Annotated in this window: 15 protein-coding genes; 5 read left to right on the top strand and 10 right to left on the bottom strand. The window is 68.5% G+C overall.

The window, feature by feature from the left end:
* Positions 1–25 precede the first annotated feature (25 nt).
* The 5 genes from cydC to AB6A65_RS15510 all read right to left on the bottom strand — a co-directional run bounded on the left by cydC (position 26) and on the right by AB6A65_RS15510 (position 6,904).
* On the bottom strand, positions 26–1,699 hold the full coding sequence (gene cydC, locus AB6A65_RS15530) for a thiol reductant ABC exporter subunit CydC (RefSeq protein WP_371039317.1): 1,674 nt from the start codon (positions 1,697–1,699) through the stop codon (positions 26–28).
* Entirely contained in the window at positions 1,696–3,348 is a 1,653-nt protein-coding gene (locus tag AB6A65_RS15525; RefSeq protein ID WP_371039316.1) for an ABC transporter ATP-binding protein/permease, read from the bottom strand. The genes cydC and AB6A65_RS15525 overlap by 4 nt, the downstream gene beginning before the upstream one ends.
* On the bottom strand, positions 3,345–3,689 hold the full coding sequence (locus tag AB6A65_RS15520) for a hypothetical protein (RefSeq protein WP_371039315.1): 345 nt from the start codon (positions 3,687–3,689) through the stop codon (positions 3,345–3,347). The genes AB6A65_RS15525 and AB6A65_RS15520 overlap by 4 nt, the downstream gene beginning before the upstream one ends.
* Positions 3,690–3,898: 209 nt before the next feature.
* Complete coding sequence (locus tag AB6A65_RS15515) at positions 3,899–5,560, bottom strand: alpha/beta hydrolase (RefSeq protein ID WP_371039314.1); 1,662 nt, start codon at positions 5,558–5,560, stop codon at positions 3,899–3,901.
* A gap of 282 nt (positions 5,561–5,842) precedes the next feature.
* Positions 5,843–6,904, bottom strand: coding sequence for an alpha/beta hydrolase (locus tag AB6A65_RS15510; protein WP_371039313.1), 1,062 nt, complete (start codon positions 6,902–6,904; stop codon positions 5,843–5,845).
* A gap of 512 nt (positions 6,905–7,416) precedes the next feature.
* Here AB6A65_RS15510 and AB6A65_RS15505 point away from each other — a divergent pair.
* A complete protein-coding gene (locus AB6A65_RS15505) occupies positions 7,417–7,833 on the top strand; it encodes a cytochrome c (RefSeq protein ID WP_371039312.1) in 417 nt (138 codons plus the stop codon).
* Positions 7,834–8,225: 392 nt separating this feature from the next.
* On the opposite strand, the gene AB6A65_RS15500 is transcribed toward AB6A65_RS15505, so the two are convergent.
* The 3 genes from AB6A65_RS15500 to AB6A65_RS15490 all read right to left on the bottom strand — a co-directional run bounded on the left by AB6A65_RS15500 (position 8,226) and on the right by AB6A65_RS15490 (position 17,213).
* Positions 8,226–10,382 (bottom strand): esterase-like activity of phytase family protein, encoded by a 2,157-nt coding sequence (locus tag AB6A65_RS15500; RefSeq protein WP_371039311.1) that lies wholly within the window; start codon positions 10,380–10,382, stop codon positions 8,226–8,228.
* Between the two features lie 131 nt (positions 10,383–10,513).
* Positions 10,514–15,619 carry a RecQ family ATP-dependent DNA helicase gene (locus tag AB6A65_RS15495; RefSeq protein ID WP_371039310.1) on the bottom strand — a complete coding sequence of 1,702 codons (5,106 nt, stop codon included), beginning with the start codon at positions 15,617–15,619 and terminating at the stop codon, positions 10,514–10,516.
* Positions 15,620–16,322: 703 nt separating this feature from the next.
* Positions 16,323–17,213, bottom strand: coding sequence for a LysR family transcriptional regulator (locus AB6A65_RS15490; RefSeq protein ID WP_371039309.1), 891 nt, complete (start codon positions 17,211–17,213; stop codon positions 16,323–16,325).
* Between the two features lie 118 nt (positions 17,214–17,331).
* Here AB6A65_RS15490 and AB6A65_RS15485 point away from each other — a divergent pair, with 118 nt between their 5' ends.
* The 4 genes from AB6A65_RS15485 to AB6A65_RS15470 are packed head-to-tail and all read left to right on the top strand — an operon-like array spanning position 17,332 to position 22,773.
* Positions 17,332–18,456 (top strand): mandelate racemase/muconate lactonizing enzyme family protein, encoded by a 1,125-nt coding sequence (locus tag AB6A65_RS15485; protein ID WP_371039307.1) that lies wholly within the window; start codon positions 17,332–17,334, stop codon positions 18,454–18,456.
* Positions 18,457–18,467: 11 nt separating this feature from the next.
* Entirely contained in the window at positions 18,468–19,616 is a 1,149-nt protein-coding gene (locus AB6A65_RS15480) for a mandelate racemase/muconate lactonizing enzyme family protein (RefSeq protein ID WP_371039306.1), read from the top strand.
* A complete protein-coding gene (locus tag AB6A65_RS15475) occupies positions 19,613–21,100 on the top strand; it encodes a flavin-containing monooxygenase (protein ID WP_371039305.1) in 1,488 nt (495 codons plus the stop codon). Before AB6A65_RS15480 ends, AB6A65_RS15475 begins: the two co-directional genes overlap by 4 nt.
* 26 nt (positions 21,101–21,126) lie before the next feature.
* Positions 21,127–22,773, top strand: a complete 1,647-nt coding sequence (locus AB6A65_RS15470) for an ABC transporter substrate-binding protein (RefSeq protein WP_371039304.1) — start codon at positions 21,127–21,129, stop codon at positions 22,771–22,773.
* Positions 22,774–23,576: 803 nt separating this feature from the next.
* Here AB6A65_RS15470 and AB6A65_RS15465 read toward each other — a convergent pair.
* The gene (locus AB6A65_RS15465; protein ID WP_371039303.1) at positions 23,577–24,635 is read right to left on the bottom strand and encodes an extracellular solute-binding protein; all 1,059 of its coding nucleotides are present in this window, start codon (positions 24,633–24,635) and stop codon (positions 23,577–23,579) included.
* Positions 24,622–25,480: chloride channel protein (locus tag AB6A65_RS15460; protein WP_371039302.1), on the bottom strand; the 859-nt coding region annotated here is incomplete at its 5' end. The genes AB6A65_RS15465 and AB6A65_RS15460, both read right to left, overlap by 14 nt.

The following is a 25,480-nucleotide window of genomic DNA, read 5'->3' as shown; positions in this document are numbered from 1 at the left end:
AGACCGGGTGGCGGTTTGATCTACGTCAAACAGATATGAAATCGGGAATGTATTTCCGTAGATCGAGGGTGCGGTGCGCTGTCGCAAGCTCCTCGTCCCGGTGCGACGCGGTCAGGATCGCCGCGCGGGGCAGGGCGGCGCGCAGCCCCCGGAGCACCGCATGGGCGGTGTCCGCGTCGAGCCCCTCCGTGGGCTCATCCAGCAGCAGAACCTCGGGCCTGCGCAGGAGCGCGCGCGCGAGCACCAGCCGTCGCGACTCGCCGCCCGAGAGCCCGGCGCCGCCTTCGCCGAGCACCGCGTCCAATCCGCCCTTCGCGGTCACCGTGCGCCGCAGCGCGACGGCCTCCAGCGCGGTCCACATTTCGTCCTCGGTCGCGTCGTGTGCGGCCAGCGCGAGGTTGTCGCGGATCGTGCCCGACAGGAGTGCGGCGCGCTGAAGGACCAGCGTCACCCGTTGGCGAAGCGCGTCCTCGGGCCAAGTCCGGATCGCTGCGCCATCCAGCAGGACCTGCCCGCCAGCGGGCTCGTCGAGGCCGGCGGCGATGCCCAGCAAGGTGGATTTCCCGACGCCGGACGGACCGGCCAGCGCAACGTTTTCGCCGGGCGCGACGGCGAAGCTCACGCCGCAGAGCAGGGGCGCACCGCCACCGGGCCGACCGACGCTCACGGTTTCGAAGCGAAGGCCGGACCGGGCGCGGGGCTCCGGCGCCCCGGCTGGCAGGGCGGGCGCGCCGGCCGGGGCGTCCATGACGCGGCGCGCGGCGTCGCGCATGCGGCCGAGTTCGCCGAGCCCCTTCCGAAGCGGCAGCACCGTTTCGGCGAGCGCCAGCGCGACGAAGAAGCCGATCGCCGCCGGCGCTGGATCGGCCCGACCCGACGCCACAAGCCAGCCGCCGATCACCAGCGCGGCGCCCGCGGTGCCCGCCACCACGCCCGCGAGGGCCAGCCCGGCGTTCCGGTCGATGCGGTTCAACCGGTCGCTCGAGGCGCGGGCATGGGCCTCCAGGGCGGCCAGCGTCTCGAGCCGCGCCGCCATGCGCCCGTGCACGAGAAGGTCGCGCTGGCCGCGAAAGGTGTCGATCACGTCGCGGCGCAGCGCCTGGGTCGCGGCTTCCGCCTCCGAGGAGGGACGAAGCGTCGCCCGGCCGACCTGCGCGAGGATCGCGGTCGCGCCCAGCAGATATCCAGCAGCGATGCCCCACGCCATCTCGGGCGCCACCAGCCACCACAGGGCCGCGAAGGCCGCCGCGTGCGTGACCAGCCCCGCAAGAGCGGGCAGGGCGAGGCGCAGCACGACCCCGTCGAGCGCGTCGACATCCGCAGTGATCCGCATGAGCGGCAGGGCGCCCCGCAGCCTCTGGAGTTCGGCGAAGGGACGTGCGGCGAGGCGGTGCATCAGGTCCAAACGGAGTGCGGCCAACGCACGCAACGTGGCGTCATGGGTCAGGAGCCGCTCGGCATAGCGTCCGCCCGCACGTCCGAGCGCGAGGAAGCGGATGCCCGCGGATGGCCGGAAAACGTCGAAGGCGATGCCGATGCCCGCCAGCCCGGCAAGCCCCGTGGCGGTTATGAACCAGCCCGAGAGGCCGAGAAGCGCCGCGCCCATGACGAGCACGGCGACCGAAAGCGCGGCGCCCCGCCACATCGCTCGTGGAGCCGCGCCCCAAGTCAGGCGGAGGACCTGCCATAGCTGCCTCATGCGGCGCCCTCCGCCGCGGCAGGCATCGCGACGTTGCGATCGACCGCCGCGATGAGCCGCGGGTCGTGGGTGGCCACGATCAGCATCGCGCCGCGGGCGACCATGGCGCGCAGCCCAGCGATCACCCGCCGCGCGGTCTCGTCGTCGAGGTCCGCGGTCGGCTCGTCGGCCAGCACGACATCCGCGCCCGAGAGATGGGCGCGCGCCACGAGAAGCCGTCGGGCTTCTCCGCCCGAGACGCCCGCGCCGGTTTCGCCGAGCCGTGCATCCAGCCCGTCGGGCAGCCGCGCGACGACCTCCTCGGCCCCGGCGGCGCGCAGCGCCGGCCCGGGATCGTCGCAGGCGCCCGCCGGATCGAGGAACGCGCGCAGCGCGACATCGGGCACATGCACCTCCTGGGGCACGAGCGCGAGCCGCGCGCGCCAGCCGTCAGCGGTCGCGTCGGACAGCGGCCGGCCGGCCACCTCGAGGCGCCCCGTCTCCAGTGGAAAAAGGCCGGCAAGCGCCATGAGCGCCGAGGACTTGCCCGACCCGGACGGCCCGACTAGCGCCACGGCCGCGCCCGGCGCGACGACCATGTCGGGCAAATCGACGAGACCTCCCTCCCGGCGCAGCGACGCATGCTCGAGGCGCACGGTGGCCGCTCCCGGCAGGGGCGCGGCCCGGCCCCCCGTGCCGAGGATCGCCGGGCGGTCCTGCGTCTCCAACGCCGCGAGTTCTCCGGCGACGGCGCGCGCGGTGGCCCGGTCGTGCCAGACGGCCGCCATGTCACGCAGGGGCTGGAAGAATTCCGGCGCCAGCAACAGCACGAAAACGCCTTCGGCCACCGTCAACCCGCCCCAATGGCCGAAGCCGATTTCCCCCAGAAGCGTGAAGCCGACATAGACCGCCACCAATGCAACGCCGAGCGCGGAGAACAGCTCCAGAACCGTCGAGGACAGGAAGGCGACCTTGAGCACGGCCATCGTGCGCTCCCGGAGCGAGTCGGCGCGCGCGGCGAAATCCGCCTCGGCGCGGGCCGTCGCGTCCAGAAGGCGCATGTCCGGCAGGGCCGCGATCCGGTCGATCAGCAGCGCGTTCATGTCGCCGATCTCGGCCATCTGACGTTCGCTCGCTTCGCGCGCGGCCATTCCGACAAGCGCCATGAAGACCGGGATCAGCGGCCCCGCGATGAGCAACACGAGCGCCGCCGCCCAAGAGACCGCCAGGCTTGCCGCGAGGATCAGCGGCGGCACGAGCGCAACGCGCATAATGGCGGAGCGGTAGCGCGACAGGTAGGGCGAGACGAGTGCCAGTTTCTGGGCGACCAGCGCCGCGGTCTCGGCGGAGGAGGGGCCGCCCTCGATCCGATGCGCCGCGTGCGAGAGCAGCCGCCGGCGCTCTGCCGAGACCACGTCCTCCGCCGCGCGGTGGGCGAGGCCGCTGCCAACGTGGTCCAGCCCGGCCCGCAGCAGCCCCGCCGCCACGAACACGGCGACGAGCACCATCGCCTTCGCCGTGTCGCCGTGGATCCATCCGCTGATCGTCTGGGCGGCCGCAAATGCCTGGACGAGCCAGAACGCCCCCGAAGCACCCACCAGCACGGAGCCCGCCCTGAGCCGCCACCCGGCGGCCTGCTCCATCTCTCGCAGCCTGTCATCGCCGGTCATCGGCACGGCCCTCCTCGACGCACCGCACTTAGCGCCGTGCGGTCGCGCACCGCAACGGGGTGCGGGCCGATCCCGCGGCGGCGTTTTGTCCCGAATGCGGGCGGCCGGAACGGACCGGTTTCGGGCAGCGAGACCGTCTGCGCGCCGCGCCTGTCCCGGGGAACGTCACGGGAGGCCAGCACGATCTCGCAAAATCGGGCCCCATCTTCATCAACGGCCGCCCGGCCAGAAGATGTCGGCAGCGGCGAAGCGGATGGCAGATGGCCAGGCGTCGCGGCAGCCGGCGTGAGCCGCCGGGCGATCCGGCGCCGGTCTTTCAGCCGGCCGGCGGTCATCGCCATGCGATCGCGCCGTTCGCCGCGTCGACCCTTGCAGGGAAGGTCGACGTTTCATTCCTTGGGGGGGCGGCAGCGGTGGTCCGCCAGCCCTGTCGCTCGCCACCCCTGCGGGATCTCTCGGGGCGTCTTCTCGCCCGGACCGCTTGCCTCGGAAGACTGTCCCGCGGCCCTTGGGTCACCCCCGATCGTCGAAGATTTCCCGGGCGGCGGGCTCAGTCGTTCGTGCAGCCCTGCTGAAAGCCGTTGTCGCAATGAGCCATGAGGCGTTCGGTATCCTCCCGCGTCCAGCCCGCGGGCGCCGTGACCTGCGCCCACGGCTCGATGTAGTCGTGGGCGTAGTAGGAGTGCCCGTAACCCGCCGGCGTCGTCGTCGAAAGCGCCATGTCCACCGCCAGCTGGAACTGCGTGACGATGGGCAGGAACCGCAGGTCGGGCGACACGCCGTGGCCGGGCGGCTCGGTCATCCAGACGGGCGGACGCCAGACGGAGAACGGATCGTAGAACGTGATCGGGTCGCTCGGGTATTGCAGGAACATCAGCCGCATGTCGCCCCACGGCGCACCTTCGGAGCCGTCGGCCACGTGGGATGCGTAGCGGATCAGCGATCCGTCTCCCACTTCCGGAAGAACCCAGGATGTCCCCTCGTTTCGTGCGTTCTGCACGTAGTTCCAGAAGTTCGACGGGAATGGTGGACCCGCCCAGAACGCGCCGTCGATGCCGTCGTTGACAAGCCGGAAGAGGTTGGTGGCGTACATCGAGGACCAGGCGCCGAGGCTGAGCCCGTGGATGTAGAGCCGCGGACGGTCGTCCCGGGGCAGCGTCTTCCAGTAGTCGTGGATCGTCTCGATCGTCGCGGTCGCCTGCTCAAGCCCTGTCCGCGTCTCGAAGATCAGCGCGAGCGGGGACTGCATGTAGGAATACTGCACGGCCACCGTCGCGATGTCGCCGCCATGCATGTATTCGACCGGGTCATGCGAGCCGGGATCGAGCCAGCCGGTTCCGGTCGGGCTCGCCACGATGAGGACCTCGCGGTCGAAAGCGTCGAGGCGCAGGAGTTCATCGAGCGCGAGAAGGGCCCGCGCCTCGGGCGTGGGTGCGTTGGCCCGGCCCACGTAGACCCGGATCGGGTCGAGCGCATCCTCGCCCGAGAAGGCCGATATCGCCTCCGCGTCGGGGCCGCGCGTGACGAAGTCCCGGCCCGGCTGGCCCATGGCCTGCCAGTCCACGAGGGACGCCGGACTGCCCGGTGTCCTGGGCTCTGTCGGAGCCGGCGGCGCCTGGTCGAAGAGGTTCTGGGCCGTCTCGTAGCTTTCGTCGAGCACGTCGAAGACGGTCGGCACCAGCTGGTCGCGTGTCAGCAGGAAAAGGAGCATTGCGACGGCGACGAGGCCCAGCACGTTCGCGCGGCGCGGTGGCATCACCCGGTAGAGCGCGCCGCGCACGAGCCGGAAGAGCAGCGAGATCGCGACGCCGAGGGCATAGAGAAGCGCGAAAACGACGGCCACGATCGCGATGACCTGCACCCAGTGCGCTTCCTCGGCCGGGGCGAGATCCATGCGCATGCGCAGATCGTCCTGCCAGCGCACGCTCGCCCTTGTCGACAGAACCAGCGTGCCAAGAACCGGGATCGCGACCACGGCGGTGGCGATCGCCGCCGCGCGCCCCCGCAGTCGCGGCATGTCCGCGAGCTCCCAGATCGTCTCGAGGATCCGGCCGCAAAGATAGCCCAGCGCCATCAGGAGCCCTCCGAGCGCCCCCTGGATCGCGGGGCCGCGCGGTATGAGCGACGGCGACAACGAGGCCGCGAGGAAGAAGATCCCCAGCAACAGCGCGGGGATCGAGAAGTGCGTTACGAGGGCCCGCAGAAACCGCATGGGAATTTTCCTTCGATCGACGCTCATGCCGCATGCATGTCACCCGGTGGCCGGACGACCGCCGTGTTTCCGGTTTGCGGCCAGATTGCATCAACACCCCGCGTCTGAACAGTACCGCGGCGCCCGCTTACCGCAGATACGTGGAAAGGGTCACGGAACCGCGACACCTGCGGCGCGGGTCATGCATGCATGCGACAGCCATGTGATCGGAGCCGTTGCGTGGCGTCGCGCGCGCCCCGACCCGCGAAAGACGAACCCGCGGCGGGACCCGAGCGCCCGCGCTCATTCCTGAACGGGACTCCCGCGCTGTTGCAGCCGCCACTTGTTGGTGCCCACCTGAAGCAGGCCGGACCGGTCCGCCGCACGCAGCCCGTCGTTGAGAAGCTGGCGCAGGTCGGCGCCCACCGCCGCGCTGTAGATGTGGTAGAGGTGACCGGTCGGGCTGCCCGCCGGGAGGTTGCCGAGATCGACGACCTCGACGCCGTCGAGGCTCGCGACATCGTTCCCCGTCTCGCCCAGTCGGGGATACCCATGCAGCTGGGCCGACAGCGCGAGGGGGCGGTCGTTCGCTGCAACGTAGATGGTGATCCCCTCCACGATCGGCCGGATCCGCGGCAGCATGCGACGAAAGATCTCGAAATCCATATCCGGGGCCAGCAGGACGATCTGGTCGAGCCGGATGTCCGGCATTCTGTTGGCCACCTCGTATAGGGCGAGCACCACGCCGCGCGCGCCCAGGCTGTGGCCGACGACATCGACGTCGCCGCCGAAACGGCGTTCCGCCTCGATGATGGCGTCCGCGAGGTCGGGAACGCTCCAGTAGAGGTCGGCCTCGTCATGGGTGTAATAGGCGATTGATCCGTCCGAAGGCCAGCTGAACCACAGGAAACGCCCGGCGAGACCGGCGTTCTCCTGCAGCAGGATCGCGCGGCGACATCCTTTCTCGAAACTGATGTAGTAGCCGTGGACGTAGACCGCAGGCGCCGTGCCGCGCGTCTTGTCCTCCAGCGCGTCGAGAACCTCTGCGCTGTCTCCGCCCTTGATCCGGTCCACCCGCAGCAACTCCTCGCGTATGAAGGAGGGGGCCGCTTCCGCGAGCGGCGCAAGCCCGCCCAGGTCGACTTCCCTGACCCTGCACCATCCGGCCGTGAGGCCACTTCGCTCGTCGCCGTAGAATTGCCCGGGGTCGTCCTTGCCGGTCAGGTTTCTCAATGTCAGGAACGGCAGCTCCCGGTCGTCCAGGGCGGTTTGAGGAATCGCGGCCGTGGGGAACAGGGCAACCGTCACGCCGAGGACGAGGCTTGCGCCGAAAAGGCGCACGAGGTTTGAGAAAGTTGATCGCATGCCGTGCTCTGGGGAATTCCGTTGAATGAATGATGCGCAAGCGGCGCCTGCGGCACAAGGCGACATAGCCTGACGGTCGGAACCTCCAACAGCGGATATCGGCGATGCGTCGGTCGGGCGGGTGCCAGACCTTGATCGCGTCGCGCGCCGAGATCCGGAATGCGGACCCGTGGGTCGCTGACGATCCCGATCTCGTGTGACGCCGCGGTGATTGACCGTCGTCAATGAAGCCCGAATGGCCATGCCTAGTCTGCATGGAGTGATGAGTGTCTCGGGCGTGGGCGAAGACGTGAAGGGTGGGCGTGACCTCGTTGCGTGAAGCCGTGTGCGTGCGCGTCAGCCGGGCGGTGCATGATCAGGTTCGAGCCCGGGACCAATGTGCGGTCGCACGATCGGCTCGTTCTCGCAACCGCGCGCCGTGGCCGCGACGTCGAGGGCGTTGGCGCAAGGCGCTTGCAACGGGTCCTGCGTACGGTCCGGCGCCTGGGCCACCTTAGAAGAAGGAGAAACACATGCAGATCAGGGCAGCGCTTTCGGCGGCGGTCATGACCGTGTCGCCACTTGCGGTTCAAGCGGAGGATTCGGCGATCGCTCTCGGCAGGTCGGCTTACGGGGCTCTTTGCGCCGTCTGTCACGGTGACGATGCCAAGGGCGGCGGCGAGGTGGCCGAGCTCTTCGAAGTCAAGCCGCCGGACCTCACCAAGCTCGCGGAGCGCGCGGGCGGAAGCTATCCCTTCTCGGAAGTCTACGAGGTCATCGTGCTCGGCATGGAAGCTCCGGGTCACGGCGCTTCGGAAATGCCGATCTGGGGCGACTACTTCGTCGCCGATGCGCTGGAGGATCGCGGTGTGAGCCGCTCCGATGCCGTGTCGATTGCGGCCGGCCGGGCGCTGTCGCTCACCTACTACCTGGAGACGCTTCAGGAATGATGTCGGCGCAGCGCTGCCATCTGCAAAGGCACTGTCGCGACCGACGGGGAGCATCACGGCCAGCTCCGAGGCACAAGAGCGCACGGGCTTCGTGCGCGGTCCCGGCATTTCTGCACGCGTCCCGCTGCCGCCGTGGCAGAGGCCACTCGAAACCCTGCGGCTTGAACGTCCGATCGCACCAGTCGCGCAGCTCTCGACGCGGCCGACTTTGAATTTCATGCGCACAGTTCCGGGCCTCGCCATGCGCCCGGATCGACACCGCGCCAGGCGTTCTCGACCGCGGTCCCGACGACCCGCCCCCGCCCCCGCAAACTCATGCGCCCGAAACCCTCCCGGTCGGAATGAGAAAGGGCGGCCCGAAGGCCGCCCTTCCGCCGATCCTCCGAGCCGGATTATTCCGGCGTCACCGACCACAGCATCGTCTCGCCGGAATGGTCGTCGACGCCATCATTGTCGGTCGAGATCCACATCGTGCCATCCCCTGCGATCGCCAGACCTTCCACCTTGTCCAGCACGTAACCGCCGGTCGAGGCGAGGTCGGGCAGCAGGTCGACAACGAGCTCGGGCGCGAGAACGTTGGGCGTTTCGCCCGGGGCGACCATTTCCATCCCGCTCAGCGCCACCCGGGTGATCTGTTTGGTAACGGCCGAAGCGGCGTGCTGATTGTCACGCTCGATGAAATAAAGATGGCCGTCATGGGCGGCAACCTCCGAAAGGCCGACCCAGCCGGTCGCCGGCTCGGTCAGCGGGTAGTGGATCACGCCCCATTCTTCGGTCCCGATGTTGTAGGACAGCACCTTCGCGTGGTTCTGCGGGTCGTCGTCCCATTCGCGCTGCACGGCGACATAAAGCGTGTCGCCGACCCGGGCGACGCCCTCGAAGCCGTGGCGGCGCTGCACGTCGAGGATCGCCTGCGGCAGGGTCACGTAGTCCTCGATCGCGCCATCGGCGCCGACACGGTAGAGCGCAGAGGGCACGAGACGGTCGGCGCGGCCTTCGCTGGCCACCCAGAACCCGCCCTCACCGTCGAGCGCGATCCCCTCCATGTCCATGAGTTGCGCGGGCTGACCTTCGCGGGTCACGCGGATCGCATCCACGATGCGGGCCGGCGTCTCGCGCACGTCGATGTGGAAGATCGTCGGCTGCATTCCGTAGAAACTGTCGGACACGGCGAAGATCGTGCCGTCCTCGGCCATCACCTGGCCCGAGATCGCGCCCCATCCCACCGGTGCGCCGTCCTCGGTCAGACCGGCGGAGGTCAGATGCGGATAGGCCGCCGGCGCCTCCTGGTATTCGTAGATCATCACATGCGCTGGCGCCGCGCCGTCCCCGCGCCCGTCGAACTCGTTGGCGGTGGCCAGCAGGTTGCGCTCCGGGATCGCGATGGCTCCTTCGGGTGAGATACCCGAGGGCAGCAGCTGTGCCAGCACCGGCGCCGCGGGGTCTGTCATGTCGTAGACCCCCACGATGGACCCGCGCTCCGACAGCAGGAACATCATCGGCACGCCGCCGAAGGTCGCGACCTCCATGCCCTCCGGCTCCACGCCCTTGTTGCCGGAGCGTTCCTCGGGGTAGTGGCCGATCTCGACCAGCGCGTATTCGAAGGACAGGCCGCTGTCGAAAAGCTCGGTTCCGTCGCGGTGAAACACGGTGAAACCGCGGCTGCCACCGTCCATGTCGCCCTCGTTGGCGATGACGAAATGCTCGGTGTCGATCCATTGCACCGCGTCGGGTTCGCGCACCCGGCCCGGCTGGCTCTCGACAAAGCGCAGCGCGCCGTCCTCGGTCAGGTCCACGCCCGCCAGATCGACGGCGCCCGCGGAGAAATGGCTCAGCACCTCACCGGCGGCGGACACGACCACCATGTGGTTGTTTTCCTGCAGGGTCACGACGATGTCGCCGTTGGCGTTCACATCGACGAATTCCGGCTCGGGGTCTTCGGGCGCGACATCGGCCAGCCCGGTCAGATCGACCCGGATCTGCGCGGCGCAGTCCATGTTGCCACCACCACCCAGGGGCTGGATCACGAGATAGCCCGCGGGCATCTGCGGCACGCGGCCCTCGCCCAGATCCTCGTCGCGCTCGTTCTCGATCGCCACGGTGATGAAGCTGCCATCGGGCGCCACAGCGGTGCTGTCGGGCTGCCCGCCCAGGTCGCAAGAGCCGATCACCGCGCGACTGTCCGCGTCGAGGGCATGCAGCACGCCCGACGGCTCGGTGAAGCTCTCGGAGGTGTTCTCGGCCACGAAAACGGTCCGGTCCAGGACCGACACGGCCGTCGGCTCACCCGCCGGCAGGGCGAAGCTGCCTGCCGCGACCGGGTTGGCCGGATCGGTGATATCGATGAAGCCGATCACGCCCGCAGGGCTGTCAGAATAGACCAGCGTCATGCCGTCGCCCGTCGCCGCGATGATCTCGGCGGAGGTTTCGTCAGCCTCGGGCGTGTTCAACGCCACCGGGAAGGAGGCGATGCGATTGAAATTCATCTCTGCCATGGCGGGGGCGGCGAGCGCTCCCGTGGCAACAAGGGTCAGAAGGGACACGCGCATCAGAGAAGCCTCCATCAGTTGTTGATCGACCCTCGCCTAGTGCCTGCCGGTTACAGCCATGTGACGCTGGATTGCCTCCGCTGAACGTGTCCACTCAGCGGGGGCAGGCCTCGCGATCTCGGCTGGGCAGGTCAGTTGTCTGTCGTCGCTTTGAACACCAGTTCGGGCAGCACGACTTCCCATGCCTCGCGGCGAAGATAGGCCTGATAGGTGTCGTCGCTGTCGTCAGCCCGCCAGAAAAGGATTGCTGCAACACGCGCATCAAGAAAGGCCGAATGCTCGGGCGGGCGGAACGCTCGGGACATTCGGCCAAGCGTTTCCCCACGCGAATTGCGAATGAGCCATCGCTCTCCCTCTCTCGCCAAGCTCACCGGATCGCCGGGCTTCGCCGCGGCGATGGCTCCCAAGGCCGGGTTCCGGTCCGAGAGGCGACCGGCGAAGGACAGGTCCACGAGTTTCGGGTCAGGAGAGACATACTTCTTCCGGATCTGCGGCAGGTCTTCAGTGCAGGGGCTCACGAGCCGACGCAGGATCGCTTCGCCTGCATCCTCGGCGAGGGCATGGTCCCCCTGCGTCAGGAGCGTGAGGCCCTGCCGAGCGCGCGTCATGGCCACGTAGAAGAGCCTGCGAGGGGCATCGGCGTCCTCATTGCGCGAGGCGCGGTCCCAGCCACCGTTCAGGATCGCGACATGGTCGAACTCGAGCCCTTTTGCGCGGTGGGCGGTCAGGAGCAGAAGGCCGCGCTGCGCGGTGCGTGCCTCCCGCGCCCATTCGCCGAGCCATTGCACGAGGTCTGGGACGGGCATCGCCTTCTCGTCGATCTCGCGGGCAAGGGTTCCTATCCCCTCGCCGATGACGTCCGTCCAGAACGACCGCGGCTGCCGGTTCAACATGTCCAGCAGATCGGCGATGGTTACCAGGCGTGTGCGGTCCGCCAGCAAGTCCCTGACCAGCGTCTGCATCTCGCGCAGTCGCCACAGGCTCGGAAGGCCCTCGTTCGCCATCTCGACCGGGATGCCCAGGTGCTCGGCATAGCTGCGCACGGGTTCAAGACGGCGCCAGTCGCGGGCGATAATGGCGGCGTTGCGCCATTGCCAGTCCGGATCAAGCCGAGACAGGCGCACGAACTCATCGAGTGCCGCGACCGCCTGCACGTCATCGCCCGGTGGGGTGTCGAGCAGCGTCACGCGGCCGTGGCCGACCGGGTCGATCCTGGCCATTCCGCCGCCGGGACCGTCGTTTCGCCGTGCGCGGTCCACGCAGATCTCGTGCCCGTCTTTCATGCGGTGCCGTGCAGGCGCGATGACCGCGTTGGCCGCCGCTACAATGTTCCTGGAGGATCGGTAGTTTTCGGTCAGGAAGGTCGGCTTGGCGGAGTAATCCTCTTCGAAGCTGCGGATGAAATCGATCGAGGCGCCGGCAAAGGCATAGATGTTCTGATCGTCGTCTCCGACGGCGAAAAGGCTGAGGCGTTGATCCGGGTCGTCAAGACTGCGGCCGGCCACGGCCGAGATCAGCGTGTACTCCTCGGGCCCGATGTCCTGATACTCGTCCACGAGGATCCACCTGAAGCCCTGGATGAGCGTCTCGCGCAGCGCCTCCGCTTCGGTCTTGGACATGCCTTCGCCGCGCAGCAGCGCGACCGCCTGCATGACGATCCCGTCGAAGTCACGCTGACCTTCGGCCAGTCCGGCAAAGCTCGCCCCGAGAAGGCGCATGGCCAGGGCGTGACAGGTCGAGACCGTCACCCGGGTCGCGTCCTTGCCGATGAGGCGGCGCAGCCTCTCGCGGATCTCCGCTGCGGCATGCCGATTGTAGGTGAGAACGAGGATGCCCCGCGGATCCTCGCGCCGCACGCGCACCAGATACGCGATACGGTGCACCAGGACCCGGGTCTTGCCCGAGCCCGGTCCCGCCAGAACGAGCACGTTGGTCTGCTCGCGGTCGTCCTTGACGATCTGTTCCTGAACCGGGTTCTCGAGCGCATCGACGATCGTCTTCCACGAGCGGCTCGTCGTCTGGCGCCGAAGCTCCGTGCCCCTGCCCGGCAGCCACCGACGGATGAAGGAGTCTCGATCGAGGACGAAGTAGTCCTCGGCGAGCCGCTGTGCCTTGTCCAGTTCCTCCAGCCCCATCTCGGCGTAGGTCGCCATCACATGGGTCTGGATGGTCTGCTCCGAGTAATGTTCCTCGAGCGGCGCGAAGTGCTGGACCGTGAACTTCCCGCCCCTTGGATTCACATGCACGGTCATGGCCGGGCGGAACACGGTCAGGCCGCGGCCGAGCGTCAGGACCTGCTGCTCGTGAAGCCAGAGAAGGGCGCGATCCATCAGGCGATTGGCATCACGCACCGCGCCGCGAAGGAACGCGTCTCCGTTCAGCGCGGCCAGCATGTCGCCCAGCGTGGTCTCGACCCGGACGTCCTTGCCGCGCGCACCTTTCGGCGCCCGTTCGAGGAGATGCGTGAGAAGCCGCTCGCCCGCCTGCCGTCGCAGCGCGGCGGTTTTCTCGAGAACATCCCATGTCCGCTGTAGCCGGACCGACAAGGTGGTTCGACTGAGCTTGCGCAAGCTCAGATTGCCGCGGCCGCCGTCCTGATCACGTCCGTCGAACGTCATGCCGCGCAACAGCATCTCGACGAGGTCGGGCCGGACCTTCGAGTGCCCGCCATCCCGCAAGGCCTGGCACGTCTCGGTCAGGTTGAGTGGGAGCGGTTCGCCCGCGTCGGCCTCGGGTGCCGTCTCGCGCATGAGGGCGATCAGATCCGCTTCGAGCCGTGCTGCCTGCTCCAGTCTCCTGTGAGATGCATCCTCGACGGCCACGTGCATGAACACCGTTACAGCGGTGTCGTTGCTGGCGATCCCGAGCACCTCGAGATCGGCCAACGCTTTCCGTAGCGCATTGCCCGCAAGGCCGCTGGCGCCGGTCAGCTCGTCGGTGGAGATGCCGGCATCGGCGTCGGCGGTCATCACGTGCCGGACGACATCAAGCAGCTGCTTGCGCCGCGTTCCTGTGATCCGCGCCTTGTCGAGCAGTTCGGTCGCTTCCGCGAGGTTCCGGATGCGCAGCGAGGAGGGGAAAACCTGAACGCGGTTTTCCTCGCGAGAAAGAAGCTTCGCCTCTTCGAGCCAGGCCACGGCGGTCTTGACGCGCGTATCGTCCGTGGCGCTGTCGCGCTCGAATTCGGCGTCGTGCTCCTCCCGCACGATTTCACCGGAGGTGGCGATGACCGCTCCGTTCTGCTTGAGCCGCTGATCGAGCCGCCTCAAGGCCTTGAGGATGGCACCGATCTCGTGCCGCGCGAGGCGAGAGCGCGCCGAAAGACTGAACTGACGCTCCACGTCGTCCGCGCTGAAGAGCAAGACGCATTTGGCGGGGGCGCGATCCCTCCCGGCGCGGCCGGCTTCCTGCAGGTAATTCTCCAGTGAACCGGGAATGTCGCCATGGACGACGAGCCGGATGTCCGGCTTGTCGATGCCCATCCCGAACGCGTTCGTGGCCGCAATCACGCGAAGCTCGCCCACGCGGAACCGCTCCTGGATCTCGCGCTTTTCCTCCGCGGAGAGCCCGGCATGGAAACGCTCGGCCGCCAGCCCCTGCGACTTCAGGAACTCTGCGGTCTTCTCCGTGGCGCTCCGTGTGGCGCAGTAGACGACGGCGCCGGACGCACCTTCGGGCGGAAGGCCGGACTCGATCGCATCGAGGATGTCTGAGAGCTTCGTGGTCGGTTGGGTGGGGCGAACAGCGAACGAGAGGTTCGTCCGCACCGCGCCGCCATCCAGCAGGTGCAGGTCGACGCCGAGCCGTGAGTGGAAGTGTTCGCGGATGTCGCGCACGACTTCGGGTTTCGCGGTCGCCGTCAGGCACAGGACAGGTGCGGTGGCCTCGTCGCCGGAATACTCCCGGATGAAACGGCTGACGTATCGGTAGTCCGGGCGGAAGTCGTGGCCCCATTTCGAGATGCAGTGGGCTTCGTCCAGAACCCACATTCCGACCTCGCGCTGCCGAAGCGCGTTGCGGATCGAGACCGATCGCAATTGCTCGGGCGAGATCAGGAGGATTGCCGCATCGCCCATCCGCACCTTCTCGAGCGCGTCGTGTCGCTCGGGCAGCGACAGCATGCCGTTGACGGTGACGGCGGAAGAGATCCCTGAACGCGCCAATCCCTGCACCTGGTCGGCCATGAGGGCCACGAGCGGCGAGATCACGACCGTCAAAGCGCCGGTCTTGTCGAAACGCGAGAGGGCCGGAATCTGGTAGCAGACCGACTTTCCCGTGCCCGTCGGCAGAATGCCCAGAACGCTCCGTCCGTCCATCGCTTCGGAGACGATGCGTTGCTGAAGGGGATGGCCGTCTGCGTCTGCAGGTTCGGGACGGAATGACGGAAATCCGAACCAGCGCTCCAGGGCCCGCGTCGGATCGCTTGTCTCGGTGCACCAAGTGCAGTTCGGCCGCGAACATCGGCTGTCGCGTAGATGTTTTACGATCAGCGATGCTTCCCGGAACTGGTGGCGCACCCAGGGCGGCATTACCGAGTCTCCACCCGCCACCGAGATCCAGGACAGCGCGTAGGCCATCGGCCAGCCCAGTTGCGGGCTCGAGAGGCGCGAGATCGTCTGTTCCAGACGCTGGGTGCAGACCTGTCCATCCAGCAGACGCCGGATCGCTTCCGAGGCGTCGGGAACATCCGGCGTTTCGGCGCCTCGGATGTGCCGGAACAGGGCGTCGAAGCCGGCCGAATCCTCCGCGCGAGTCGTGAGAAAGTGATAGGCGGCCATCGCGTCAGGTGAGGTCCGGGCCAGGTCGCCGAACGCGGCGATCTGGTTGGCCAGAACCCCGAACACGAGGCGCGCATCGAGTTCGGGGTCGTTGACATGCCCGGCCTCGAGCCGGCCGTCGTGGTGATGTTTCACGAGGTGGTGATACGGGTTCCTCGGGAAGGCGAGCGGGTTGAGCCAGAGCGGATCGATGGGCGCCGCGCTCAGTTCCGCGAGGCGCGCGCGGCTCGCCACAAGGTGCGGAAGGTCATGTCGCAGGATGTTATGACCGACCAGAAATTCGGCGCCGGCGCAGAATGCCTCCAGGCGGTCGAGTGCTGCTTCAAGCTCGCCGCGGTCGTGCCGGAGCACGTGATCTCCAGTCCCGTCTACGGCAGCGAACGAGAATATCCGTGCCGTCTTGGGATCGACCTCGAGATCGATCGACACGGCCTTGGCGAGCGCCGTGGGCAGCTCCATCAAGCTATGCTGCGGCTCACGTCCCACGTTCAGACGCTCATGGCCCGCTCGCGCCGCCAGCGTCTTCGTGACGTGCCGGGGGAAGGGCGGCAATACACCGCGGAGGGAACGCGATCCAGGAACTCATGGGAACTATTGAACACCAATTTTCGACATGAGAGTGGCCGGATGCTGGCAACACCGTCAATGCGTGTGGCGCGGCACGGCGCACGGCCTGAGAGCCGCTGGGTGCTCCGTTGGGGGTCAGTGATAGACCACCGATCGAAAACCCCGTAAAAGCAAGGTGTCTGTGAACCGCCGTGAGCGCCCGGATAAGCTACGGCGCGCTGCCGCGCTCGGCATGCGTCGCGCTGCACCCGCTTGAAGAAAGGCCGGGTTACCGGTTCGGAGGATCCCCCTGTCGCGCAAGACGCTGTCGCGCTCCCGTCGGGCTGTGGGAGGGGCTGCATCCTCACCTTGAGACGTGGCCCCGGGCCATGTCGGACGGCCGTGGCGTGAGGTCTTCGTGGCCTTGGCCGGGCAGTTGCCTTGGCGGAGGAAACGCCTCCCGGTCCCGGAGCGCTTTGATGGACCAGGCCGGGCGCATGCCCGCGCCAACTTGCGCAGCATGGCTGGTGCCCGGCACCTGTTGCGCCCGGTGCCTCGGTTGGTGCGCGAGTGCGCAATCCTTTCCTGTCGTGGCCGTCCGGACGGGACCGCCTCTTCAGGAGGCATCACCGCGTCGCCTTTCGTCCGCGCTGGCCTCCATCTCCCTCGCGGCAATCCTGATCGCGTCGAGGAGGGGGCCGAGTCTCGCATCGGGCTCACCCGGCGTCGTCGCAACGAAGACATCCACGGAGAACTGGGGCGCTTCGGCAATCAGATGGAGTTCTGCGCGCTCGATCAGGGAGGCGGCGCCGGGTAGAGGAAGAAAAGCGCAGCCGCCGAACTGCCGGAGCGTCGACCGGGCGATGCCGCTCACGCCGACGACGAGGGAAGAAACGGCGAAGTCCCCGACCTCGCGCAGGTGCCACGCGTTGAAGCGCGCGCCCCAGTTCACGTAGACGTAGTCGGCGGGCAACGCGCCGTTCCAGGCCGCGGGACGGTCCGCAACCATGCGTAGCGGCAGGGACGCGATGCGCTCCAGCCTCACGCCGCGCTCGTGCGAGGGCTCGAAGACCAGCGCGAGATCCATGAGTCCCTCCTCGATCCGGGCGCAGAGCGTGTCGGAATAGTCCGACATGAGGCGCAGCTGCACCGGCGGATCGGCCGCGCGCAGCTGCGCGTAGGATGCAGGCGCGAAGAACTCCCAGAGATCCTGCTGCATCCCGGCGCGGATCGGACGTGCACCGGCCGACACCGACTGGACCGTCGTCTTTCCCTGACGCCACGCGCGCAGCGCCGTCTCGGCGAGAGGGACCAGCGCCTCGCCCGCCTCGGTCAGGCGCACACCGTGACGACCGCGGTGAAAGAGGCGCGCCTGCATCTCGTCTTCCAGCGCGCGGATGCGAGCGCTCATGGCGGAATGGCTGACATGCAGGCGCTCCGCCGCGCGGATGAAACTGCCCGTATGCGCGGCTTCCAGGAAGGCGGAGATGTGGGCGAGTTGGGTCATGGGTGACGCCCCCCGAAAGGATGCAGGTTTTCTGCATTCTTCATATCAAAGTTTGCGTTTTACAAGATCGTGAAACCGCCCCTACCGTCCGGACGAGGAGGACTTTGGGAGGAGCCTCATGCGTATCACCCGGCTCACCGCCCATGCGGTGGAACTGCCGATCCGAGGCGAGGGCTACCGGATCTCGGGCGGGCGGCTCTATCACGCGATCCACAGCACGATCCTTCGGGTGGACACGGACGAGGGCGTGACCGGCTGGGGCGAGAGCTGCCCCTTCGGCTCGAACGTGACGCCAGGGTTCGCGGGCGGCGTTCGCGCCGGGCTCGCCGAGCTTGCGCCCGTGCTTCTCGGGCAAGACCCGCGGCGGACGGACGTGCTCGCCCGGCTCATGGACGTGAAGCTCGCGGGACACGCCTATGTCAAGTCGGCGGTGGACATGGCCTGCCTGGACATTCTTGGGAAGTGGCAGGGCCGGCCGCTCCACGAGGTGCTCGGCGGGCGCTTCGAGGGCGTGCCGGAGATCCACGGCATCGTCCACGGCCCCGACACCGAGACGATGCTTGCCATGGTCGCCGCCTACCGCCGGCAGGGTTATACCCGCTTCAAGCTCAAGCTCTCGGGCGATCCCGACCGCGACATCGAGGCGCTGCGCGCGGTTGACGCGGCGCTGGAGTGCGGGGAGTCGATGTCGGCCGACGCCAACCGCGGCTGGACGCTGCAGGAGGCGCTGCGCGTGGTGCGCGCGGTGCGCGACCTGGATTTCCTGCTGGAGCAGCCCTGCCACGACTACGAGGCCTGCCGCGCGCTGCGCCGGCGCACGGACATTCCGATCATGCTCGACGAGGTGATCGACGGGATGCACGCGCTCCTGCGCGCGCTCGCCGAGGACGCGGCAGACGCGGTCAACTTCAAGATCGCCAAGGTCGGCGGGCTGACGCGGGCGCGACGGATGCGCGACGTCTGCGCCGAGGTCGGCATGGAGATGGGGATCGAGGACATCGGCGGCAGCGACATCTCCAACGCGGCGATGGCGCATCTGGCGCAGGCGACGCCGGCCAAGCTGCGCCGGCCGTGCCTCGAGTGGAACACGCTCGTCTCGCGCCGGACGGTCGAGGGCGGCGCCCGCATCGAGGCGGGCCGCATGGCCCCGCCGGAGGGCGCGGGCCTCGGCATCGTTCCCCGCGAGGACGCACTCTTTGACGTGGTGTTCGACACGAGCGCCGCGCAGGCGGGGGCGGCATGAAGATCGCGCGCATGACGATTCATTCGGTGGCGCTGCCGTTCCGGCTCGGCCGGTATAGCTTCTCCGGCGAGCGCGAGATGGACGGCGCCGACAGCACCGTGATCTGCCTCGAAACCGATTGCGGGTTGCGCGGCTATGGCGAGGTCTGCCCGGCCGGCGCCTCCTACATCCCGCAGAATCCGGAGGCCGCGCGCGCCTGCCTCGCGTTGCTGGGGCCGAAGATCATGGGCCTCGATCCGCGGGAAATCGGAGTCGTGAACACCACCATGTCGAAAGCGGTCAGCGGCCACGACTACGCCAAGGCGCCGATCGACATGGCTTGCTGGGACCTGCTCGGTCAGGCCACGGGGCAGCCGGTGCACCGCCTGCTCGGCGGGCGGCGGGCGGAGTCGGTGCCGGCCCACCGGGCCATCGCCTTCGGCGCGCCCGAAGAGGCAGTCGCCACGCTGGAGGCGCACCGGGCGCGGGGCTTCCGTCACTTCCAGCTCAAGGCAGGCTGCGGGGTGAAAGCCGACATCGCGAGGATCTCGGCGGTCGCCGACGCGCTCGGCGATGACGAGGTGCTCTGCGTGGACGCGAACGGCGCATGGACCTTTCACGAGGCGATGCTGATCCTGCGCGGGACCGGCGAGCGCGACTTCATCCTCGAGGAGCCCTGCGCGCGCTACGAGACCAACCGCTCGGTGCGGCTGCACACGAACCTGCCGATGAAGCTCGACGAGTCGATCGACGATCTGCGCTCGCTGCTCAAGGCGCAGGAGGATCAGACCGCCGATATCGTCAGCATCAAGCTGTCGAAGTTCGGCGGGCTGACGGGTGCGCGGCTGGTGCGGGATCTGTGCGAGCGGCTGGGCATGGTGATGAACATCGAATGCGTCTTCGGCAGCGAGATCACGAGTTCGGCGGTCGCGCATCTGGCCATTTCGACCGCGCCGCGGCATCTTCTGAACGCGAGCCACTACGGCGACTACTTCGACGCCTCGCTCGGCGAGGGCAGTGCGCGCGTGGAGGGCGGGCGGATCGTCGTGGACGATCGCCCCGGGCTCGGCCTGCGCATCGACGAGGCCGCGCTCGGGCCGCCGCTCATGAGCTTCGGGGCTGAGGCCCGGCCCAGGCGCGCCGCCTCCGGGCGCGGCGCGGCGGTGGGAGAAGAGGCATGAGCGAAAGGGTTGCAGTCATCGGCGCCGGTCCCGCGGGCATCGCGGCGGCGCGGTATCTCAAGGGTCAGGGCTTCGCGCCCGTCTTGTTCGAGGCGCATGACGCGCCGGGCGGTCAGTGGAGCCGGGAGAACCCCAAGAGCGGCGTCTGGACCGGAATGCGGACCAACACGGCGCGGATGGTCACGAAACTCTCCGACGCCGACTATCCGGCAGGCACGGCCCTCTTTCCGCGCAACGGCGAGGTGCTGGCGATGCTGCAGACCGTGGCGGAGCGCTTCGGGCTGCTGGAGAACGCGCGCTTCGGCGCCGAGGTGACCGGGCTCGCGCGCGGCGGCGCGGGCTGGCGGCTGACATGGCGCGACGGGCAGGGCGAGCATGCCGAGAGCTTCCCGCGCGCGGTCGTCGCCACGGGGCGCTTCAACCGGCCCTGGGCGCCGGAGGTGCCCGGGCTCGAAAGCTTCTCCGGCACGCTCGGCGTGCGTCACAGCTTCGACTATGACGGCCCGGAAGCCTGGCGCGGCAAGCGCGGGGTGATCGCGGGCGGCGCCACCTCGGCGGTGGAGATCGCTTCCGATCTCGCCATGGCGGGCGCGGCGGGTGGCCACGTCGCCCAGCGCCGCCAGCGCTACGTGATCCCCAAGATCGTGGCCGGCGTGCCGATCGAATATCTTGGCCTAACACTTCGCGCCGCGCGCGCGGCGGAGACGGCGCCCCCCGACCGCCTCGCCGCCGACCGGGACCGCTTCATCAAGGAGATCGGCGGGAATCCGGCCGCATACGGTTGTCCGCCCGCAGACCCGGACGTGGAGAAGGCGGGCGTGACGGGCTGCCCATACTACCTCGACCTCGTCGCCGAGGACCGCATCGCCGTGCATCCCTGGATCGCGTGGGTCGAGGGCCGGCGCGTCATCTTCGCAGACGGTGCGCATGTCGAGGCGGACGGCATCCTGATGGCGACGGGCTTCCGCCTGTTGCTTCCGTTCCTCTCGGACGAGATCGCGCGGATTGTCCGGCTCTCACCCACCGAAATGGAGCTCGCCGAGTTCACACTGCATCCCGATCTGCCCGGCCTCGCCTTCCTCGGGCTCTGGCCGCAGTTCGGCCCCTACATGGTCGCGCTGGAGCAGCAGGCCCGCTTCGTGGCCTACGCCTGGGGCGGCGCGATCGCGATGCCGGACGCCACGAAGCTCCGCGCCGCCCTGCGCCCGCTCTCGGCGACCGGCGTGCCGGGCGGCGGACATCAGGCCCATGTCATGGCGCTCCGTTTCGCGCGTCTGGCCGGGGTGGCCCCGCCCGAAACACTCGCCCGGCGGCCCGTCCTTGACCGCAGCCCTGTGACTGGCGAGACTTTCCGCGTCGCCGGGCCGGACGCCGATCCCGGTGCCGAGACGCGTCTGCGCCGCGACTTCGACCTTTTCGCCCCCGCAGACGCGCGCGCCGGCCCGGCTGGATTGCCGTGGCGCGACGGCTCTGACGCAGCCTGAGACACAGCACTAGGGAGGAGAGCACCATGACCCGTTACATGCTGGCCGACCGACATCCGCACCCGCTGGCCGAGCCGACCGCGCGCGCCTTTCGCGCGGGCCACGTCACGCGGCGCGAATACCTCGCGACCATGGCGGGCCTCGGCGTGAGCGCGGCGGGCGCGCTGGCGCTGGGCGGTCTGCCGGGGCCGGCCGCCGCACAGGAGGGCACGCCTCGAAAGGGCGGCGTTCTGCGCATCTCGATGGCCGTGAAGGCTTTCAAGGAGCCGCGGCAGATCGACTGGGTGCACATCGCCAACATCGCGCGCCAGTGCAACGAGCACCTCGTGCGCTGGAACCGCGACTTCACGTTCGAGCCCTGGCTCCTGGAAAGCTGGGAGGTGAGCGACGACGCGCGCACCTATCTGCTCAACATCCGGCCCGGCGTGCGGTGGTCGAACGGGGACACGCTCAACGCCGACGACGTGATCCACAACCTCACGCGCTGGTGCGACGCGACGGTGGACGGAAACTCCATGGCCTCGCGCCTCTCCAGCCTGATCGACGCGGAGACGCAGCAACTCCGCGAGGGCACGCTGGAGCGGGTGGACGACCTCACCGTGCGGGTGACCCTGCCGCAGCCCGACATCACGCTCATCCCGGGCCTCGCGGATTATCCCGGCATCGTGCTGCACCGGAGCTACGCGGGCTCCACCGATCCCTTCGAGGCGCTTTCGATCACCACCGGCCCCTGCGAGCTCGTCGCCTGGGAAATCGGCGGCCGCGCCGAGGTGCGCCGCAAGGAGTCGCCCTGGTGGGGCGGCGAGTTCTGGCTCGACGGCGTCGAGTGGATCGACCACGGCGTGGACCCGGCGACCGCCGCCGCCGCCATCGACGCCGGCGAGGTGCATGCGACCTATGAAACGCAGGCCGACATGATCCCGGTGCTCGAGGACATGGGTGTGACCACCTCGGGCATCGCCACCGGCTCGACGATCGTTCTTCGGATGAACGTCAACCAGCCGCCCTACGACGACGTGCGGGTGCGCCGCGCCCTTCAGATGTCGGTGGCGCCGGCGCCGGTGCTCGCCATCGGAATCGACGGGACGGGGGAGGTGGCCGAGAACCACCATGTCGGGCCGATGCACCCTGAATATGCCGATATCGGGCCGGCCGTGGTGGACCGAGCGCAGGCGCGCGCCATGCTCGAGGAGGCCGGGCATCTCGACACCGAGTTCGAGCTGATCTCGATCGAGGGCGACTGGCGCAAGGTCACGGCCGACGCGGTGGCCGCGCAACTGCGCGACTCCGGGCTTTCGGTGAGGCGCACCGTGATCCCCGGCGCCTCCTTCTGGAACGACTGGACGAAGTATCCCTTCTCGGCGACCGACTGGAATGGTCGCCCCCTCGGCGTGCAGATCTACGCCCTCGCCTACAAGTCCGGCGTTCCCTGGAACGAGACGGGTCACTCGAACCCCGAGTTCGACGCCAGGCTCGACGAGGCGCTGGCGACGCCCGACGCCGACGTCCGGCGCGTGCTGATGGAAGACCTCGAAACCATGCTGCGCGAGTCCGGCGTCATCATCCAGCCCTACTGGCGCTCGATCTTCCGCTCCCACACGGACGGGGTCGAGGGCTACGAGATGCACCAGGCCTTCGAGCAGCACCTCGACCGCGTCTGGCTTTCCGCGTGACACGCCGCAAGGACGGCGTAAGGGCGGCTCAAGGAGCCGCTCCGGCGACGAGCGGCGCGCTCCCGCCCGACGCGGCCGCCGCAGCGGCGCCAAAATGTGGCTCGAAGCTGGCGTCCGGAGTTCGCTGTGGGCGTCACGTCGCGCGATCGACCAAGCTTCCTTCGGGCGCTCGTTGATCGGGCGGTGTCCTGGGCGGTGACGTCGGCTGACTGCGTGGAGCCGGCGCGAGGTGCCGAAAGAAGGCGTGGGGTCACAGGGCGCCTGGAGGGATCTCTTGGCAGAAGCTCGACCGAGCGGATCTTGGCCTGACCGAAAAGCTCCGGGCGATCGTGGACGCCCAGTTCAACGCGAGCATCTGCAAACGGCGGAAGCTGGCGGGATGGTTCTCCAGGAAAGCAGACGCCGCGCGAAGCGCGCCGGACGCTTGCGCATTGTGAGGCCTCCGCGCCCGGCGCGCTGCCTGGAAAGACCGCCCAGACGACCGGTCTCACCCACGCCTAGCAGACGCAGCGAATCTCCGGTTCGACGGGCCGCAGCGCGGCGCGAAGGCACCTCGGCCAAGGGCGGTAATGGGCCGCCGTCTGCGGCAACTTGTTCGAACTGGCGACTTGGGTGCCGTGTTGCCGCATGACACCTCTGAGACCGACGTTGCGAATGTCCGTCATGCGCAGACGACGGCACCGCACAGGAAGCCGCCGCGACATGGCCGCAGAGGCCGAAATCGGAGGCCTGGAAGAAGGCAACTCAGTCGAACGACAGGATGCCTCGATGCCGCCCTGGACCGATAGGCAAACCCGAACGGGTCACTCTGCCGCGTCAAGCCACGCGTGAAACCGACGCTGGCGCTGTTCTTCGGTGTTCGCGTACCAACTGCTGTCCTGAACGAGCGCCCGGCCACCGTGCTGAGGAGCGTTCGGCAGGTAGGCGCGCATTGGCACGCCCGTATCCGGGTTGAGGCCGATCCGGTCGAAGGCGGACCGGCGGGTCGGGCCATAGGGGATACGGGCGGCGAAACGCGCCATGCTGGCCGCCTCGGTGGCGTGGATGATGAAGTCACGGGCGGCATCGGGCGCATCGGTCGCAGCGGCAATCGCCCAGACCTCGATGCCGATTATGCGGCCATCCCAGACGATGTCGATGGGCACCCGGCCGTTTTGCGCAACGTCGAAGAACCGACCGTTGAAACCGGCCGCCATGACCGCCCGGCCATCGCGCAGCATCTCGGCGGGTTCGGCCGGGTCGTCCCACCAGACGATGTCGTCCCGGATTGTATCTAGCTTGCGGAACGCCAGCCGCAGCCCGCGATCGGTGCTCAGAAGGCCATAGACCTGCTCGGGGGGCACGCCCTCGGCCAGCAGCGCCCATTCCAGAATGCCATCCGGACTGCGCTGAATGGCGCGTGGGCCGGGAAAGCGGGCGGTGTCGAAGAAATCCTCGATACGGGTCGGCTTGATCCCGGCAAAGGCGCGGTCGTCGAAGGCCATGACCCGGGCATAGGCGTTTTGCGGCACGGAACAGCGATCCGGCTGGACCGGGGTGAAATCCGCCAGCGCCTCGGACGAGAAGAGCGCACCCGGATCAAGCCTCAGCAACAGGCCGCGTGCGCAGGCGACCCGGGCCTGGTCGGCCAGCATGTCGATAAGATCCCAGCCCTCCGCAGGTCCGCGCTCGGCCAGGGCGGCCCAGCTCCCATCATAGACGGTCACGTCAATCTCCAGGCCGGTTTCCGCTTCGAACGGGTCGATGATGGCGTGTCTTTGCGCGGCCTCGTAGGCCCCGCCCCAGGAGACGATCGTCAGATCCCCTGCGGCGACCGGCGTGGCGCAAAGCGCCCAGGCAAGACAGAGATCAGACAGACGCATTCTCTTCCCTCCTCAGCCGGGCCGCCTCGTCCAACCAGGCCGCTACGAGATCCGCCTCGGTAACCGCGCCCAGGAATTTGCCGTCCGTCTCCGAGACGACCGGCACCGCGTCACCGACGAAACCGCGCAGGCGCTCCATTGCCTCGGCCAGATCGGTCGTGTCGTGGAAAACCAGCCTGGCCGGAACGATGCCTGACCCAACACGGTCGACATCGTCATGCGGACCGGGCGTGAATACGCCCAGCAGCCTGCCGTCTCGGTCAAGAACGAAGGCTTCGCGCCATCCCTGCCCAAGCAACCGGTCCGCTACCTCCTCCGGCGCGTCATCGGCCGTGGCGGTCAGGGCATCGGACTGAAGGTAATCAACGACCCTCAGCGCCGCGAGATGCGCGTGATNAAAGGCGCGATGCGACACGAGGTTGGAGAACACGACCGCAACCATCGCGGCGATGGTCACATCGTAGTTCCGGGTCAGTTCGAACACGATCAGGATACAGGTCAGAGGCGCGCCGATCACGGCACTGGCGAAACCCATCATGCCGCTGATGGCATAGATCGCCGCGCCTGACGTGGGCACGGCGGCGACCCCGCTCGCCACGGTCCAGAAGAACACGCCGATCAGGCTGCCGATCAGAAGCGCGGGGCTGAAGGCCCCCCCGGAAAAGCCCGCCCCGATGCAAAGGGCGGTCAGCACGATCTTGGCAATGATCAAGACCACGACCTCGCCGGGCCCGAAAGCGCCGTCGATCGTGGCAAAGCGCAGCGTAGAGGTGCCGATGCCCAGCACGTCCGGCAGGGCCAGCGCCGTCAGGCCGACCGCCAATCCGGCCAGTGCGGTGCGCAGC

Source organism: Rhodosalinus sp. FB01, assembly GCF_041365715.1.
Classification (GTDB): domain Bacteria; phylum Pseudomonadota; class Alphaproteobacteria; order Rhodobacterales; family Rhodobacteraceae; genus Rhodosalinus.
Note: the sequence above shows the minus strand (reverse complement) of the source record. Positions and strands in the feature narration are given on the sequence as shown.

Bases quoted from the DNA above. Each gene is read 5' to 3' on its own strand.
- cydC (WP_371039317.1), bottom strand. From the start codon at position 1,699: ATGAGGCAGCTATGGCAGGTCCTCCGCCTGACTTGGGGCGCGGCTCCA.
- AB6A65_RS15525 (WP_371039316.1), bottom strand. From the start codon at position 3,348: ATGACCGGCGATGACAGGCTGCGAGAGATGGAGCAGGCCGCCGGGTGG.
- AB6A65_RS15520 (WP_371039315.1), bottom strand. From the start codon at position 3,689: ATGGCGATGACCGCCGGCCGGCTGAAAGACCGGCGCCGGATCGCCCGG.
- AB6A65_RS15515 (WP_371039314.1), bottom strand. From the start codon at position 5,560: ATGCGGTTTCTGCGGGCCCTCGTAACGCACTTCTCGATCCCCGCGCTG.
- AB6A65_RS15510 (WP_371039313.1), bottom strand. From the start codon at position 6,904: ATGCGATCAACTTTCTCAAACCTCGTGCGCCTTTTCGGCGCAAGCCTC.
- AB6A65_RS15505 (WP_371039312.1), top strand. From the start codon at position 7,417: ATGCAGATCAGGGCAGCGCTTTCGGCGGCGGTCATGACCGTGTCGCCA.
- AB6A65_RS15500 (WP_371039311.1), bottom strand. From the start codon at position 10,382: ATGCGCGTGTCCCTTCTGACCCTTGTTGCCACGGGAGCGCTCGCCGCC.
- AB6A65_RS15495 (WP_371039310.1), bottom strand. From the start codon at position 15,619: ATGGAGCTGCCCACGGCGCTCGCCAAGGCCGTGTCGATCGATCTCGAG.
- AB6A65_RS15490 (WP_371039309.1), bottom strand. From the start codon at position 17,213: ATGACCCAACTCGCCCACATCTCCGCCTTCCTGGAAGCCGCGCATACG.
- AB6A65_RS15485 (WP_371039307.1), top strand. From the start codon at position 17,332: ATGCGTATCACCCGGCTCACCGCCCATGCGGTGGAACTGCCGATCCGA.
- AB6A65_RS15480 (WP_371039306.1), top strand. From the start codon at position 18,468: ATGACGATTCATTCGGTGGCGCTGCCGTTCCGGCTCGGCCGGTATAGC.
- AB6A65_RS15475 (WP_371039305.1), top strand. From the start codon at position 19,613: ATGAGCGAAAGGGTTGCAGTCATCGGCGCCGGTCCCGCGGGCATCGCG.
- AB6A65_RS15470 (WP_371039304.1), top strand. From the start codon at position 21,127: ATGACCCGTTACATGCTGGCCGACCGACATCCGCACCCGCTGGCCGAG.
- AB6A65_RS15465 (WP_371039303.1), bottom strand. From the start codon at position 24,635: ATGCGTCTGTCTGATCTCTGTCTTGCCTGGGCGCTTTGCGCCACGCCG.